The organism is Antarctobacter sp. (genome assembly GCF_965277915.1).
In the GTDB taxonomy this organism is placed as follows: domain Bacteria; phylum Pseudomonadota; class Alphaproteobacteria; order Rhodobacterales; family Rhodobacteraceae; genus Antarctobacter.
The window spans coordinates 2616496-2631886 of record NZ_OZ255849.1 but is presented as its reverse complement, the minus strand read 5'-3'; the positions used below and the strand labels follow the sequence as shown (position 1 = coordinate 2631886).

Here is a 15391-nt window from a genome sequence, read left to right as displayed (position 1 = left end):
CCTAGGTGATAGGGCCAAACAGGAAAGCCTTTCATGCCCCCCGACAGTTCCACCGACGCCCAGATCGCCCGCGACGAACGCCGGTCCGGCTGGCGTACGATCCGCCGCGTCGGCCCCTATCTCTGGCCCGAGGGGCAGACATGGGCCAAGCGCCGGGTGGTGATCGCGCTGGGGTTCCTGGTTCTGGCCAAGCTGATCGCCGTGGCCACCCCCATCCTGTACAAACAGGCGGTCGACACTCTCTCTGGCGAGGTTTCGGACCTGATGCTGGGGGCTGTCGGCCTGACGCTGGCCTATGGCATGGCGCGCCTGATGACCGTCGGGTTCCAGCAGTTGCGAGACGCGATCTTTGCCAAGGTGGGGCAGCGCGCCCTGCGGCGGCTGGCGCTGGAGACCTTCACCCATATACACCGCCTCTCGATGCGTTATCACATCACCCGCAAGACCGGCGGGCTGAGCCGCATCATCGAGCGCGGCGTGAAGGGGGTGGAGTTCCTGCTGCGCTTCCTGCTGTTCTCCATCGGGCCCTTGATGCTGGAACTGCTGCTGGTGGCCGGGGTGCTCTTTTTCCTGTTCGATGTCTGGTATCTCGCCGTCGTGGTCGGGGTCGTCGCGCTCTATGTCGCCTTCACCTTCAAGGTGACCGAGTGGCGGGTGAAGCTGCGGCGCGAGATGAACAAGCAGGACACCGACGCCAACCAGAAGGCGATCGACAGCCTGCTGAACTTTGAAACCGTCAAGTACTTCGGCGCCGAAGAGCGCGAGGCGGCCCGCTACGATCGCGCCATGCAGGGCTATGAGCAGGCGGCGATCAAGACGGCGACCTCGCTGGCGATGCTGAACGTGGGGCAGTCGCTGATCATCACCTCGGGGCTGGTGGCCGTGATGGTCATGGCCGCCGTGGGGGTGCAGAACGGTGCGCTGACCGTGGGCGATTTCGTCATGGTCAACGCCTACATGATCCAGATCACCATGCCGCTGAACTTTCTCGGCACGGTCTACCGCGAGATCCGGCAGGCGCTGGTGGACATGGGAGAGATGTTCGACCTGCTGGAACAGCCGCGCGAGGTGTCCGACAAGCCCGGCGCGCCGGAACTTGCGGTCTCGGGCGGGGTGGTGGAATTTGACGGGGTGCGCTTCGGATATGATCCGACGCGGCCGATCCTCAAGGGCATCGACGTGGCCGTGGGCGCGGGCGAGAATGTGGCGCTGGTCGGGCCCTCGGGCTCTGGCAAGTCGACGATCGGGCGGCTCTTGTTCCGGTTCTATGACGTGGACGGCGGCGCGGTGTGCATCGACGGGCAGGATCTGCGCGACGTGACCCAGGACAGCCTGCATGCGGCCATCGGCGTGGTGCCGCAGGACACGGTGCTGTTCAACGACACGATCCGGTTCAACATTGCCTATGGCCGTGACGGCGCCAGCGACGTCGAGATCGTGGAGGCCGCGAAAGCCGCGCAGATCCACAGCTTTATCGAGAGCCTGCCCGAGGGCTATGACACCCAGGTCGGCGAACGCGGGCTGAAGCTCTCGGGTGGCGAGAAACAGCGGGTGGGCATTGCGCGCACCCTGCTCAAGGATCCGCCGATCCTGCTGCTGGACGAGGCGACCAGCGCGCTGGACACGGAAACCGAAGCCAGTATTCAGGATGCCCTGCGCCGCGCGGGCGAGGGGCGCACGGTCATCACAATTGCGCACCGCCTGTCCACCATTGCCGATGCCGACCGGATCGTTGTCCTACAAGAGGGCGAGGTGGTCGAACAGGGGACGCATGACGCGCTTCTGGCGCAGGGCGGGCGCTATGCCGCGCTCTGGGCACGCCAGCAGGCCAGCGAGGACGAGGCGGCCTGATCAACGGGCCGTCCCGTCCCGGGATCACCCGTTCCGCCGCCTCATCCGGCATCCAGCGCCGTTTGCACGCCTTCAAAGAACCCGCCCAGGTGTTCGCCATCGACCAGCGCGTGATGCACCTGGATGCCCATCGCCATGCGCCAGCCGTTGCCCTCGGGCACGATCTTGCCCCAGGCCACCCGGGGGATGCAGTCGTCCGCATGGGGCATGGCATTGTCCAGCGCGGTGAAATCCAGCCAGGGCAGGCAGGACATGTAGGCCACGCCGTCCATCCCCTCGGCATTGCCGGCCAGCGTCGCGCGATTGCGGGCCTCTTCGATGGCCGCCTTGGCGCCCGCGTCGAAACGCGCAAAGTCGGGGTCGAAGGGCACATAGGAAAAGTTGAACCCGCCATCCGGGCGCGGCACCGGGGTCGACAGCATCACCCTGTCGTGCCGGACCACGCTGTCGCCGCGGAACCGCATGTTGAGTTCCGGCACGCCGTGCAGGCCGCAGCCGATCGCATGCAGGCTGGCGCGGAACAGAGAGTGTCCCGCCGGTTTTCGCTGCTTCATCAGATGCGTTGCGTCCATCCGCACGGTCACCGCGTAATGCGGCTTTTCGAAACCGCGGAACCATTTGAATTGCGCCGTGCGCGGCCAGGTGTCGAGGTCGACGGGGTGTTCGGCCATCTTTGAAACTCCCTCTGGTACGTTCTGAACCGATGCCGGTTTCAAAGGGCAATTGAAACTGCTTCTGGCCGTTGACAGAAATCCTTATAGCGTCGCTTGTTGCCTATCGGAAACAAGATGCTAGGCTCGCCGCCAAACACCAAGAGAGGTATACTATGGTCGACCGAGTGGAACGCGCCGGGCTGAAAGTCGATGAACGACTGGCCAGCTTCATCGAAGAGCAGGCCCTGCCGGGCACGGGCATCGGGGCCGAGGGGTTCTGGCAGGCCCTGTCAGAGCTGGCGCATGACTTCGGCCCGCTCAACCGCGCCCTGCTGGACAAGCGCGAGGCGATCCAGAAACAGATCGACGACTGGCACAAGGCGCGCGCCAACCAGCCGCATGACCACGAGGCCTACAAGGCCTTCCTGACCGAGATCGGCTACCTGCTGCCCGAGGGTGATGATTTCGAGATCGAGACCGCAAATACCGATCCCGAGATCGCCACCGTGCCCGGCCCGCAGCTGGTGGTGCCGATCACCAATGCCCGCTACGCGCTCAATGCTGCCAATGCCCGCTGGGGCAGCCTTTATGACGGGCTCTACGGCACCGATGCGATGGGCTCGCTGCCGCCCAAGGGCGGGTATGAGAACGGCCGTGGTGCCCGCGTGATCGCCCGCGCCCGCGTCTTCCTGGACGAGGCCTTTCCGATCGAGGGCGTCAGCCATGCCGACGCCCGCCGCTATCACGTCCAGAACGGCGCGCTGCTGGTCGACGATCAGCCGCTGATCGACCCGTCGAAATTCCGCGGCTACCGCGGCCACCCCAAGGCGCCCGAGGCGGTCCTGCTGTGCAACAACGGGCTACACGTCGAACTGGTCTTTGACCGCACCCATTTCATCGGCGCCCGCGACCAGGCGGGGCTGGCGGATGTGCGTCTGGAGTCGGCGGTTTCGGCGATCATGGACTGCGAGGATTCCGTTGCCTGCGTCGATGGCGAGGACAAGACCCTGGCCTATGCCAACTGGCTGGGCCTGATGCAGGGCACCCTGTCCGAGACCTTCGAGAAGGGCGGCAAGACCGTCACCCGCAAGCTGATCCCGGACCACGAGTTCCTTGGTGCGGACGGCGCCCCCTTCACCGTAAAGGGCCGCGCCCTGATGCTGGTGCGCAACGTCGGCCACCTGATGACCAACCCGGCAATCCTCTTGCGCGACGGGTCCGAGATCTTCGAAGGGCTGATGGACGCGATGGTGACCGTGCTGATCGCGCGCCACGATCTGCAACGCACCGAAGGGGGCCTGCGCAATTCGCACACCGGGTCGGTCTATGTCGTGAAACCCAAGATGCACGGGCCGGAAGAAGTGGCTTTCGCCGACGAGGTCTTCACCTTTGTCGAAAAAGCGCTGAACCTGCCGCAGTATACCGTCAAGCTGGGTATCATGGACGAAGAGCGCCGCACCTCGGTCAACCTCAAGGAATGCATCCGGGCGGCAAAGCACCGGGTCGCCTTCATCAACACCGGCTTCCTCGACCGTACCGGCGACGAGATCCACACCTCGATGGAAGCGGGGCCCTTCAGCCGCAAGGATTTCATCAAGCGCAAGGGCTGGATCGGCGCCTACGAGGCGCGCAACGTGGATATCGGGCTGGAATGCGGCCTGTCCGGCAAGGCCCAGATCGGCAAGGGCATGTGGGCCATGCCCGACAAGATGGCCGCCATGCTGGAGGCCAAGATCGAACACCCCAAGGCGGGGGCCAACTGCGCCTGGGTGCCGTCGCCCACCGCCGCCACGCTGCACGCGCTGCACTACCACAAGGTCGATGTCTTTGCCGTGCAGAAGGCGCTGCGTGCCGGTGGCCGCCGCGCCCATGTGGACGCGGTGCTGGAGATCCCGCTGGCCACCTTCCGCAAGTGGCGTCCCGAACAGATCCGGCGCGAGGTCGAGAACAACGCGCAGGGGATCCTGGGCTACGTCGTGCGCTGGATCGACGCCGGTGTGGGCTGTTCCAAGGTGCCCGACATCAACGACGTCGGCCTGATGGAAGATCGCGCCACCTGCCGCATCTCTGCCCAGCACATCGCCAACTGGCTGCACCACGGCGTTGTCAGTCGTGACGAGGTCATGGAGATCATGAAGCGCATGGCCGAGGTCGTGGACGGCCAGAACGCCGATGACCCGTCCTATCAGAAGATGGCGCCGGGCTTTGACGGGATCGCCTTCCAGGCGGCATGCGACCTGGTCTTCGAGGGCCGGGTGCAACCCTCCGGCTATACCGAGCCGGTGCTGCACAAGCGGCGGCTGGAACTGAAGGCGGCGGGCTGACTGGCCGACAAGGGGCGCGTGGTGCCGGGGCCTGGCCCGGGCACGTCGCGCCTTTGCCGGAACAAATGAAATTCATGCAAAACAGGGAAAGACAGTCATGGCGATTTCGCTGAGACGGGCGCGGACGATCATCCGCAAGACATTTGACGCAGGCAAGGAGGACGGCATGAAGCCGCTGTCCGTCGCGGTGCTGGATGCGGGCGGCAACCTGATCGCCTTCGAACGCGAGGACGGCGCCAGCCCCGGTCGCTTTCAGATCGCGCAGGGCAAGGCCTATGGCGCGGTGATGCTGGGCATGCCCGGCTCTGCCCAGATGGCGCGGGCCGAACAGCAGGCCTATTTCATCTCGGCGGCCAACGCGGCCTTCGGTGGTCAGCTGGTCCCGGTTCCGGGCGGCATTCTCGTGCGCGACGCCAAGGGGCGGACGCTGGGCGCCGTCGGTGTCACCGGCGACACCTCGGACAACGATGCCAAGGCCGGCAAGGCCGGGATCGAGGCCGCTGGCCTGATCGCCGAAATCTGAACCGGTCCGGGGCGAGCGCACGCTGGGTGCTCTCGCCCCGAACTTCTGTGGCCGTGGCGGTCCGGTTCCACCGGTGTGATGGTCCTGCCCAAGCTTCGTGCAGATTGCGCGCGCTGTGTGCGGCCGCAGGCCGCTCTGTGCGGGGGGACACTTTTCGCGCGGGCGCATGTGGTCTACATATGCTCTGTTCAAAAGGAGCAGACACATGGCGCGTCCCCTCGTCGGCATCATCGGAAACCAGTACCTGATCAACGATCAGTACCCGACCCATGCGGGCGGCACGATGAACTCCGAGGCGGTCTCCGAAGTGTCGCACTGCCTGCCGGTGGTGATCCCCTCTGACCCGAGGCTGGTCAGTGTCGAGGAACTGCTCGAGGCTTTTGACGGCTTCGTGCTGACCGGCGGGCGGCCCAACGTCCACCCCGAGGAATACGGCGAGGAATGGACAGAGGCGCACGGCCAGCCCGACCGCAACCGCGATGCGATCACCCTGCCGCTGGTGCGGGCCTGCGTGCAGCGCGGCCAGCCCTTTCTCGGCATCTGCCGTGGCTTTCAGGAGGTCAACGTGGCGATGGGTGGCTCGCTCTACCCGGAGATCCGCGACCTGCCGGGCCGGATGAATCACCGGATGCCGCCCGATGGCACGCTGGAAGAGAAATTCGCCCTGCGCCACAAGGTGTCGCTGACCGAAGGCGGGCCGTTCCACCAGTTGTTCGGCTCGGCCGAGGTGATGACCAACACCCTGCACGGGCAGGGGATCAAGACCGCCGGGTCGCGCATCGTGATCGACGGCTTCGCCCCGGACGGCACGCCAGAGGCGATCTACGTCAAGGATGCGCCGGGCTTTACCCTGTCGGTGCAGTGGCACCCTGAATGGAACGCGGCCAGCGATCCGGTCTCGCGCCCGCTCTTCGAGGCATTCGGCGCCGCCGTGCATGACTGGGCGAAAAAGGGCACCGAGGGGCTGCGCGTTGCGGGGTGAGGCCCGTCAATCCCGTGACAGATGACGAAAAAGCCCCTGCCTAAACGGCAGAGGCGGAACTCGTTACTAAAGGCCCGAAAACACGCACCGGGACTGAACTATACTTTAAGTTATATCTTTTCGTTTGCCTAGATTGTGCGGCTGATCTTTTCGTGCAATTAGGGAGACTTGTCTTCTTTCGACGGGAGCAGCCGATGCCCGGCACGGCGCCGGGCATCAGTCCAGTCATCCGGCCTCAGACGTAAAAGTCGAAGGCCTTGTTGAGCGGCAGCTCACGCACCCGTTTGCCCGTCAGGTCAAAGAGCGCATTGGCCAGTGCAGGTGCGGCAGGGGGCGTGCCAACCTCGCCGATCCCGTTCAGGCGCTCCTGGTTTTCAAGGATCTGCAGCTGTGTACGGGGCATCTGCGCCATGCGCAGCGGCTCGTAATCGGGAAAGTTTTTCTGCTCCGCGACGCCGCCCGCGAATGTCACCTCTTCGCCGATGGCGGCCGACAGGCCATAGACCATCGCCCCGGTCAACTGCGCTTCGATGATCGACGGGTCCAGCGCCACGCCGGGGTCGGCGGCGATCCAGGCGTCGGTCAGGCGCACCGCGCCGTCCACGTCGCGCACCTCGATCACCATCGCCGTGGGGGTGCCAAAGCTGTAGACCATCGCCAGGCCCCGTCCGACACCTTCCTCTGTCTTGCCGGTCCAGCCGGACATGTCGCGCACCGCCTCCAGCGCGTAGAAGGCGGGCAGCCATTCGTCGCGTGTCAGTTTCAGCCGCATCTCCAGCGGGTCGGCCCCGGCAGCCACCGCCAGCTCATCCATGAAACACTCATGGAAGAACCCGTTGAAGCTGGCCCCGACCGACCGCCAGAAGCCCAGCGGCGGCGCGATGTCCGCCTTGTGGCCCGCGACGCGGTAGTTCGGGATGCCGTAGGGCTGGTTGTAGATGCCGTCGACGATCCCCTTGTCCGGCCCGCCGGGGGCAAAGCCGACCCAGCGTTTCAGCGCCTGTTCCGCGATCGAGGGCGAGGCGACCTTGGCGTCGAAGGCCACCGGCGCGCCGTCCGCCACCGCCCCCGTGATCCGCGCGATGGCGGGCGGGCGATAATAGTCGTGGGTCATGTCCTCTTCGCGCGACCAGGTGACATTGACCGGCGTGCCGGGCATGGCCTTGGCAACCTTGGTCGCCACAACCGCGTAGTCGAACTCGCCCCGGCGGCCAAAGCCGCCGCCCATCAGCGTCACGTTCACCTCGACCTCTGACGGGTCGACCCCGGCCTCGGCGGCACAGGCATCGCGCAAGAAGGTCGGCCCCTGGTTGCCGCACCACAGCCGCAGGTGTTGGCCGTCGAACCAGGCGGTGGCGTTCATCGGCTCCATCGTGGCATGGGCGAGGAAAGGCACGCGGTATTCCGCTTCGACCGCCGTTGCGCCTGCGGGCAGGCGGTCCGGGTTGCCATCGTCGCGCAACACGGAATCCGGTTCGGTGTCCAAGGCCGCCTCGACCGCGGCCACCATCGCCTCGGTGCTCTCCGGGTAGGGGGCGGGTTCCCACTCGACCTCGATGGCGTCCACGGCCCGCTGGGCCAGCCAGGTGTTGGTGGCGATCACCGCCAACCCGTCGCCCAGGTCCACCACCTTTTCGACGCCGGGCATGCGGCCCGCCTCGAAGGCGTCATAGCGTTTCATGCCGCCGCGCGTGGGCGACTGGCGCACCGCAGCAAAGCGCATCCCGGGCAGGCGCGTGTCGATGCCGAACTGCGCGGTGCCGGTGGACTTGCCCAGCATGTCGACGCGCGGCAGCGAGGTGCCCAGAAGCCGCCATTCGCTGCGCTCGCGCGGTTCGATCCGGGGCGGTTCGACCTCCGCCGCCTCGGCGGCCAGTTCGGCATAGGGAATGGCGGTGCCATCGGGGCCGATCACCGCGCCGTTTTCCGTGCGCAATTCGACAACGCCGACATTCAGGCGCTTGGCGGCGGCGGTCTTCAGCATCTCGCGCGCGGCGGCGCCGGTGGCGCGCATCCGCTCGTAGCCGTCCTTCATGGCGGTGGACCCGCCCGTGACCTGCATGGAAAACACCTTGCCCATGACGCCCATCATCTCGCCCAGCGAATGCTGAAAGGCCGAGGCGTCATAGCCCTTGTGGGTCTGGCCCTCTCCCATCAGCGCGCTGTTGTAATAGGCCTGCGCCGGCGGGCCGTGGATGACGCGCACATCCTCCCAGGCCAGGTCCATCTCCTCGGCGATCAGCGCCGCCCAGGTGGTCATGGTGCCCTGTCCCATTTCAGCGCGGGGCGCGACAAGGGTCACGCCTTCGCCGTCGATCAGGACAAAGGCGTTCAGGCTGGCCTCTCCTTCCGCGGGCTTCAGCGGATTGGGCGCGGGGCGACTGACGTACCAGGCGCCAAAGGCGGCGCCACCGGCGACGGCCACGGCCCCGAAAAGAAATGTGCGGCGGGCGATCTTGCCGATCCGGGACATGGCTCAAGCTCCTTGCGCGGCGGATTTGATGGCGGCCCGGATACGCGGGTAGGTGCCGCAGCGGCAGAGGTTGCCGTTCATGACCGCGTCGATGTCATCGTCCGTGGGGTTCGGCGTTTCGGCCAGCAGGGCGGCGGCCTGCATGATCTGGCCCGACTGGCAATAGCCGCATTGCGCCACCTGGTGATCCACCCAGGCTCGCTGCAGCCGGTGCAGCGCATCCGGTGTGCCCAGCCCCTCGATCGTCGTGACCTCTCCCCAGACGTCGCCGACCGGCACCTGGCAGCTGCGCACCGCCTCGCCGTCGATATGCACCGTGCAGGCCCCGCAGGCCGCGACACCGCAGCCGAACTTGGTGCCGGTCAGGTTCAGCGCATCGCGCAGTGCCCAGAGCAGCGGAACCTCGTCGGGCAGGTCCACCTCATGCGAGGTGCCGTTGACGGTGAGCGTGGTGGCCATGTCGTTCTCCTGGTCGATTTCTGACAAAATGGGTGAAATATGTCAGAGTGTCAATTGACAGTTTTGCGCAGTTTTGTCAGGACTGATGTCATGATGGATGCAGTCCCAGCCGATCAGGTCAAGCAAGAGGCCATACTCACAGCCGCGCTGGCGGTGATGTGCCAGTATGGCTATCGCCGTACCTCGATGGGGGACATAGCACAGGCGGCGGGCATGTCCCGTCCCGCGCTCTACCAGCATTTCCAGGGCAAGGAGGACATCGCCCGCCGCATGGTCGAGGTCTATTTCGACACGGCCGCGCGCGCGGTGTCCGAGGCATTGGCGGGCGAGGGCAGCGTCGAGGATCTGCTGGCGCGGGGCTTTGCCGCCAAGACCGGGCCGATGATCCGCAACATGCTGGACAGCCCGCACGGTGCCGAACTGCTGGACATCAAGGACAGCCACGCGCGCGAGGTCGTCGAGGCCGGGACGGCCCGGCTGACCACCGTCTTTGCCGACTGGCTGACGCGCGAGGCGGCGGCCGGTCGCGTGCGGCTGGATGGGTCGCCCGAAGAGGTGGCGGCGCTGCTTCTTGGCGCGCTCGACGGGATAAAACGCCCGCCCTACGCGCAATTCCAGACGGCCCGCGATAGACTGGCACATGTGCTGGGACGCGGGCTGACGGCGGGCTGACGCGGTCGGGGCGTTACCCGGCCTGCCGCCCATTTCGCAGCGTCTCTGCGTCGATTGCCAACAGGTCCAGCAATCCGGTGTCCCGAAACCCCAGAGAGCGCGACAAGGACAACGAGGCGGCGTTTCCCGTCAGGATGCCGGTTTGGAAACGCCGCACCCCATGCCGTTCCGCCATTGTGAGCATCGCCTTTGCCCCGAGCTGTCTTGCGATCCCGTGTCCGCGCCAGTCCTTTCGCGTCGAAAGAAACCCCCACCAGGCCTCGCCTTGCAGGGACGGGGCGCATGTCGCCTGGACAAGGGCCGCCGCGAAGCCGACGATCTCGCCATCCCGCGTTCTGGCATAAAGGCTGACCGCCGGGCCAAAGGCGCCGCGCAGAAAGGCGGCAGAGGGCAGGAGGATGCCGCAGGCGCGGGTCAGATCGTCAAGCCGGTCGAGGTCCGTGTCCGGCGTATCCGGCCCGACCTCCACCGTGGCGAGTCCCGCGGGCAAGCCGCTGTCGCACAGAAAGCTGCGGGCGCCGGCGAGGGCGGATTCATCCGCGCCCCATCGCTGCTGGATTTCCAGCCCAAGCCCGGCGTCCTCGATCGCGGCCCGGCGCGAGCTGGCAACCTCCGGTGTCAGCCGGGTCCCCGGTCCCAACCCCTGCAACCGGGCCAGCGCGATCTGCAGGCTTGTGTCCTGCGTGCCGGTTCGCAACAGCCCGACCGCGCGCCCGTGAAAGCAATAGTCAGGATCGTCCTGCAGGATCTGCCACAAGAGATGCGCGCGTCGTTCAAGACCCTGTTGTTCCGGGCTGCCAAAATACCTGTTCGGGATGGCCATGCGGGATGGTCGCATGAAACGGCCATCCTGTCACCGAAACCGGGCCGTGGGGCGTTTTGTACAAAATGCTGATTTCGGTGTACGTTTTGTACAAAACGTACAGCCGTCAGATCTCTCCGCCCGCGATCTGGATTGCCTGTCCGTTCACGCTGCCCGAGGCCTCGTGACACAGCCAGACCGCCGCCTGCGCCACTTCCTCGGGCGCGATCAGCCGACCGTGCGGGTTCACGTCCACCATTGCCGCGCGGGCCTCTGCCTCGGACCAGCCGGTGCGCTTCATGATGTTGTCAACATTCATGGTCACGATGTCCGTATCCACGTAGGCGGGGCACAGCGCGTTGAAAGTAATGGGCTTTCTCGCGTAGTCCGCAGCCAGTGCCCGGATCAGCCCCATCAGCGCGTGTTTCGACGCGGTATAGGTCGGCGCCCCCTTCAGTCCCCTGATCCCCGCGATTGAGGACACAGCAATCACTCGACCCCAGTCGGTCTCGACCATGTTTTTCAGGCATTCGCGGATCGTCAGAAAGGCGCCATCGACATTGGTGGCCATCATGGTCCGCCAGAACTCCATGTCCGTCTTGAGGATCGACCGCCCCTCTGCAATCCCGGCATTGGGCACGCAGATCTGAACCGGGCCGCGTGCGGAGACAGCCTCTTTAACGCCATGAATTATCGAGGTTTCATCCATCACGTCCATCGAGATCGGAAAGATCCTCTCGCTCCGCGCCGCCTCCAACCGCTCGGCGTTGCGCCCGGTGATTGTGACTTGTGCGCCCTCTGCGGCCAGGGCCCGTGCAATTGCCAGTCCGATGCCGCTGCCCCCGCCGGTCACCAGCGCGTGTTTGCCTTCGATCATCTCCGCCTCCCTCTTTGCCCGAAAGCCTACCGTGCCCCGGCGCTGTGACAAGAGGTCCGCGAGAGGTTGCTTGGCAATGCTATTCACGCATGCGAATGTGTTTGAGATTTTCGGGAGGATCTCATGAACACACGTTTTGCCCTGACCACGGCGCTGGTGCTGGCGGCCGTCACCGCGCAGGCCAGCGAGGACATCGCCGACAAGTACCCGCAGTCCGAACTCTACGACAAGCCGGTCGAAGTCATCCCGCATGTCTTTTCTGCCATCGGCGCGACGGCACCGCCGACCTATGAAAACTCCGGCCATAACAACAACTTGTCGTTCGTTGTTACCGGTGACGGCGTGGTGGTCATCAACGGCGGTGCCTCGGCGCGGCTGGCCAGGGCGCTGCATGACGAGATCAGGGCCGTCACCGATCAGCCGGTGAAGCTGGTCATCAACGAGAACGGGCAGGGTCATGCCATGCTCGGCAATTCCTACTGGGCCGATCAGGGCGTCGACATCCTTGCCCATGCCGAGGCCATCGAAGAGATCGAGGAAAACGGTGATTTCATCCTGCAGGGGATGCAACGTTACAACCAGGACAAGGCCGAGGGCACCCGGGTCGTTGTGCCGAACATGTCCTTTGACGATGAACACGTCTTTGCCCTGGGCGAAGTCGAATTCCACGTCCTGCACCTTGGTCCTGCGCACGGCCCAGGCGATACGCAGGTCTGGATCCCGCAATGGGGTATCGTGATCGCCGGTGACATCGCCTTTCACGAGCGCATGCCGCCGATTTTCGCTGATACCTGCACCAGTTGCTGGATCGAGACCTTCGACGGACCCTTCACCGGACTTGGCGCGACCTATGTCATTCCCGGGCACGGGCATCCGACGAACATGGCCCAGGTGACGCGCTATACCACGGACTATCTCAAGGACCTGCGGGCCAAGATCGGCGACCACATCGACGAGGGCGGCGACCTGGCGGATGCCTATTACATCGACCAGTCCAACTGGGCGCATCTGGATACTTTCGAGGAGCTGGCCACCAAGAACGCGGGCCGGGTCTTTGAGGAGATGGAGTGGGAATAACCCGTTTCAGCTATTGGAGGAGAACGCGGTGCTTGTTGATTATCGGGCTCGGCTCCTGCCCGTGGTGACATGACAAGGAAGACCGGGAAGATGAAATCATCGGTTGCACGGGCTTTGACGCCGAAACCGCAGCGACCATCCTGCCGGAACAAATGACCCGCGAGGTGTCGGGCCGGATGGACGAAATCCCCGCGTGATGGAAAGGAAAACGTGCTGGTCATGCAGTCGGGGTATCACGGACGGCGCCTGACACGCCGACCAGGATCCGCGGGTCCGGACGAGCAATTGCAGGAGAGTGCTTGCTGATGAAATGGATGGACATGCCGCCGGTCTGGTTGGTGGGGGCCTTGGGCCTGGCCTGGGTACAAAAGACCCATTTTGGCTATGGTTTGGGCTTTGGCCCTGTCGTCGCCGATCTCCTTGGCGGACTGCTGGTCGGAGGCGGGGTGATCCTTATGGTGCTGGCGCTCTACGAAATGCGGCGCCACCGGACCACCGTGATCCCGCACCGGGAAGCGGACCGCCTGGTGACGAGCGGGATCTTCAAACGTTCACGCAACCCGATCTACCTTGGCGATTCAATGATCCTTTTGGGGATCATCCTGTATTGGGACGCGGTCCTGGCGCTGCCACTTGTGCCAGTCTTCGTCTGGGTGATCGAACGGCGTTTCATCGTACCCGAGGAAAATCACCTGCGCCGGAAATTCCGCGCGGCCTTTGCCCGGTACGAAAAGGATGTGCGGCGGTGGATCTGATCGCGGAATGACTGCGAATTCAGCACTCATCCTTTGGTAGAGGTGACCTGTGGTCGCATGCTGCCCCCGGCATGCCGACCACGGCGGTTCCCAGGCCAAGGGTCCCGCACATGATGCAAAAGCTAAGTTTCCGAAACCACGAGGAATATTTCGACGGGGTGCCGACATGGCGTGCACGGGCGGGCAACAATGTTTCGATTCCTTGGCGCGCGGCGCAATAATAGTTGTCCGACTTTAACTTTTGGTCATGGTGTGTTTTACAACCCGCGCTGCCTGTCGCTGCAGAGCCGCATGATTGCGCTGAAATGCGAATTAACGCCTCATCAGGGGCGTAGGAGTACCTGAGAACAAAGGGGAATACCGTGAAGATAGGGACGCCAAGAGAGGTTGAATCTGGAGAGAATCGCGTTGCGATGACCCCGGATTCTGCCCGCCAGCTGCAAAAGCTGGGTTATGAATGTTTGATCGAATCCGGCGCGGGGTCGCGGGCAGAGTTCTCCGATGCGGATTACGAGGCTGCGGGCGTCAAGGTCGTCGGCAGCGCTGCCGACCTCTGGGGCGAGGCGGATATCATCGCCAAGGTGCGTATTCCGACGCTGGACGAGCTGGAATACCTGACACCCGAGAAGACGCTGATCACCTTCTTCAACCCGGGCGGCAACCAGGAAGGCCTGGACATCGCCAAGGAGAAGGGCGCCAACGTCATCGCGATGGAAATGGTGCCGCGGATCAGCCGCGCCCAGAAAATGGACGCGCTGTCGTCGATGGCCAATATCGCCGGCTACCGCGCCGTGATCGAGGCATCGAACAACTTCGGCCGGTTCTTCACCGGGCAGATCACCGCCGCGGGCAAGGTGCCCCCGGCCAAGGTGCTGGTCGTGGGCGCCGGTGTTGCCGGCCTGGCCGCCATCGGCACCTCGACCGCGCTGGGTGCCGTCACATACGCCTTTGACGTGCGGCCCGAAGTGGCCGAGCAGGTCGAGTCGATGGGCGCCGAGTTCGTCTACCTCGACTTCGAGGAGGAACAGCAGGACGGCGCGGCAACCGGCGGCTATGCCTCTGTCTCCAGCCCCGAGTTCCGCGAGGCGCAACTGGCCAAGTTCCGCGAACTGGCGCCCGAGGTGGACATCGTCATCACCACGGCGCTGATCCCCAACCGCGAGGCCCCCAAGCTGTGGCTCGAGGACATGGTCAAGGCCATGAAGCCGGGCTCGGTCATCGTCGACCTGGCCGCCGAGAAGGGCGGCAACGTCGAAGGCACCGTCAAGGACGAGAAGGTCGTCACAGACAACGGCGTGACCATCGTCGGCTACACGGACTTCCCCTCGCGCATGGCGACGCAGTCGTCGACGCTTTATGCGACCAACATCCGTCACATGATGACCGATCTGACGCCCGACAAGGACGGCAAGATCAATCACAACATGGAAGACGACGTGATCCGTGGCGCGACGGTCACCCACCAGGGAGAGATCACCTTCCCGCCGCCGCCGCCCAAGGTGCAGGCGATCGCGGCCAAGAAGCAGGAAAAGCCCAAGGAACTGACGCCCGAGGAGAAGCGCGCGCAGGAAGTGGCGGCCTTCAAGGCGCAGACCAAGCAGCAGGTCACCCTGCTGGGCGTGGGCGGTGTGCTGATGTTGCTGGTGGGTCTTGTCGCCCCGGCCAGCTTCCTGCAGCATTTCATCGTCTTCGTGCTGTCGGTCTTCATCGGCTTCCAGGTGATCTGGAACGTCAGCCATTCGCTGCACACCCCGCTGATGGCGGTCACGAACGCGATTTCGTCGATCATCATCCTTGGTGCGCTGATGCAGATCGGAACCAGCGGCACGCTTGTTCTCATCCTCGCCGCGGTCTCGGTCTTCTTTGCCGGGATCAACATCTTCGGCGGCTTCCTCGTGACCCGGCGCATGCTCGCCATGTTCCAGAAATCGTAAAGAGGACAA

The 15391-nt window shown here is 64.7% G+C and carries 13 protein-coding genes; 8 read left to right on the top strand and 5 right to left on the bottom strand.

Going from position 1 to position 15391, the window contains the following annotated elements:
- Positions 1-33: 33 nt before the first annotated feature.
- The gene (locus tag ACQY5B_RS13620) at positions 34-1851 is read left to right on the top strand and encodes an ABCB family ABC transporter ATP-binding protein/permease (protein ID WP_420324864.1); all 1818 of its coding nucleotides are present in this window, start codon (positions 34-36) and stop codon (positions 1849-1851) included.
- A 41-nt stretch (positions 1852-1892) separates the two neighbouring features.
- Here the strand turns inward: ACQY5B_RS13620 and ACQY5B_RS13615 are convergent, their stop codons facing one another.
- Positions 1893-2522 carry a CatA-like O-acetyltransferase gene (locus ACQY5B_RS13615; RefSeq protein WP_420324865.1) on the bottom strand — a complete coding sequence of 210 codons (630 nt, stop codon included), beginning with the start codon at positions 2520-2522 and terminating at the stop codon, positions 1893-1895.
- Positions 2523-2677: 155 nt separating this feature from the next.
- On the opposite strand from ACQY5B_RS13615, the gene ACQY5B_RS13610 reads away from it, so the two are divergent.
- From ACQY5B_RS13610 to ACQY5B_RS13600, 3 genes are all read left to right on the top strand, one after another.
- Entirely contained in the window at positions 2678-4828 is a 2151-nt protein-coding gene (locus ACQY5B_RS13610; protein WP_420324866.1) for a malate synthase G, read from the top strand.
- A 97-nt stretch (positions 4829-4925) separates the two neighbouring features.
- Positions 4926-5351: a GlcG/HbpS family heme-binding protein gene (locus ACQY5B_RS13605; protein WP_305970586.1), complete on the top strand. Its 426-nt coding sequence runs from the start codon at positions 4926-4928 to the stop codon at positions 5349-5351.
- 205 nt (positions 5352-5556) lie between these two features.
- A complete protein-coding gene (locus tag ACQY5B_RS13600) occupies positions 5557-6333 on the top strand; it encodes a gamma-glutamyl-gamma-aminobutyrate hydrolase family protein (RefSeq protein WP_420324867.1) in 777 nt (258 codons plus the stop codon).
- 235 nt (positions 6334-6568) lie between these two features.
- Here ACQY5B_RS13600 and ACQY5B_RS13595 read toward each other — a convergent pair whose 3' ends face one another.
- Together ACQY5B_RS13595 and ACQY5B_RS13590 are read right to left on the bottom strand one after the other, a co-directional pair.
- On the bottom strand, positions 6569-8806 hold the full coding sequence (locus tag ACQY5B_RS13595) for a xanthine dehydrogenase family protein molybdopterin-binding subunit (RefSeq protein ID WP_420324868.1): 2238 nt from the start codon (positions 8804-8806) through the stop codon (positions 6569-6571).
- A gap of 3 nt (positions 8807-8809) precedes the next feature.
- Positions 8810-9265, bottom strand: coding sequence for a (2Fe-2S)-binding protein (locus ACQY5B_RS13590; protein WP_420324869.1), 456 nt, complete (start codon positions 9263-9265; stop codon positions 8810-8812).
- Between the two features lie 90 nt (positions 9266-9355).
- Here ACQY5B_RS13590 and ACQY5B_RS13585 point away from each other — a divergent pair, with 90 nt between their 5' ends.
- Complete coding sequence (locus ACQY5B_RS13585; RefSeq protein WP_420324870.1) at positions 9356-9937, top strand: TetR/AcrR family transcriptional regulator; 582 nt, start codon at positions 9356-9358, stop codon at positions 9935-9937.
- Positions 9938-9950: 13 nt separating this feature from the next.
- Here ACQY5B_RS13585 and ACQY5B_RS13580 read toward each other — a convergent pair whose 3' ends face one another.
- On the bottom strand, positions 9951-10775 hold the full coding sequence (locus ACQY5B_RS13580) for a GNAT family N-acetyltransferase (RefSeq protein WP_420324871.1): 825 nt from the start codon (positions 10773-10775) through the stop codon (positions 9951-9953).
- Between the two features lie 91 nt (positions 10776-10866).
- Positions 10867-11616 (bottom strand): SDR family NAD(P)-dependent oxidoreductase, encoded by a 750-nt coding sequence (locus ACQY5B_RS13575; RefSeq protein WP_420324872.1) that lies wholly within the window; start codon positions 11614-11616, stop codon positions 10867-10869.
- A gap of 123 nt (positions 11617-11739) precedes the next feature.
- Between ACQY5B_RS13575 and ACQY5B_RS13570 the strand changes: the two genes are divergently transcribed.
- The 3 genes from ACQY5B_RS13570 to ACQY5B_RS13560 all read left to right on the top strand — a co-directional run bounded on the left by ACQY5B_RS13570 (position 11740) and on the right by ACQY5B_RS13560 (position 15382).
- Positions 11740-12693: an MBL fold metallo-hydrolase gene (locus ACQY5B_RS13570; RefSeq protein WP_420324873.1), complete on the top strand. Its 954-nt coding sequence runs from the start codon at positions 11740-11742 to the stop codon at positions 12691-12693.
- 305 nt (positions 12694-12998) lie between these two features.
- Positions 12999-13448: a methyltransferase family protein gene (locus tag ACQY5B_RS13565; RefSeq protein WP_420324874.1), complete on the top strand. Its 450-nt coding sequence runs from the start codon at positions 12999-13001 to the stop codon at positions 13446-13448.
- A 362-nt stretch (positions 13449-13810) separates the two neighbouring features.
- Positions 13811-15382, top strand: coding sequence for a Re/Si-specific NAD(P)(+) transhydrogenase subunit alpha (locus tag ACQY5B_RS13560; protein ID WP_420324875.1), 1572 nt, complete (start codon positions 13811-13813; stop codon positions 15380-15382).
- Positions 15383-15391: the final 9 nt, after the last annotated feature.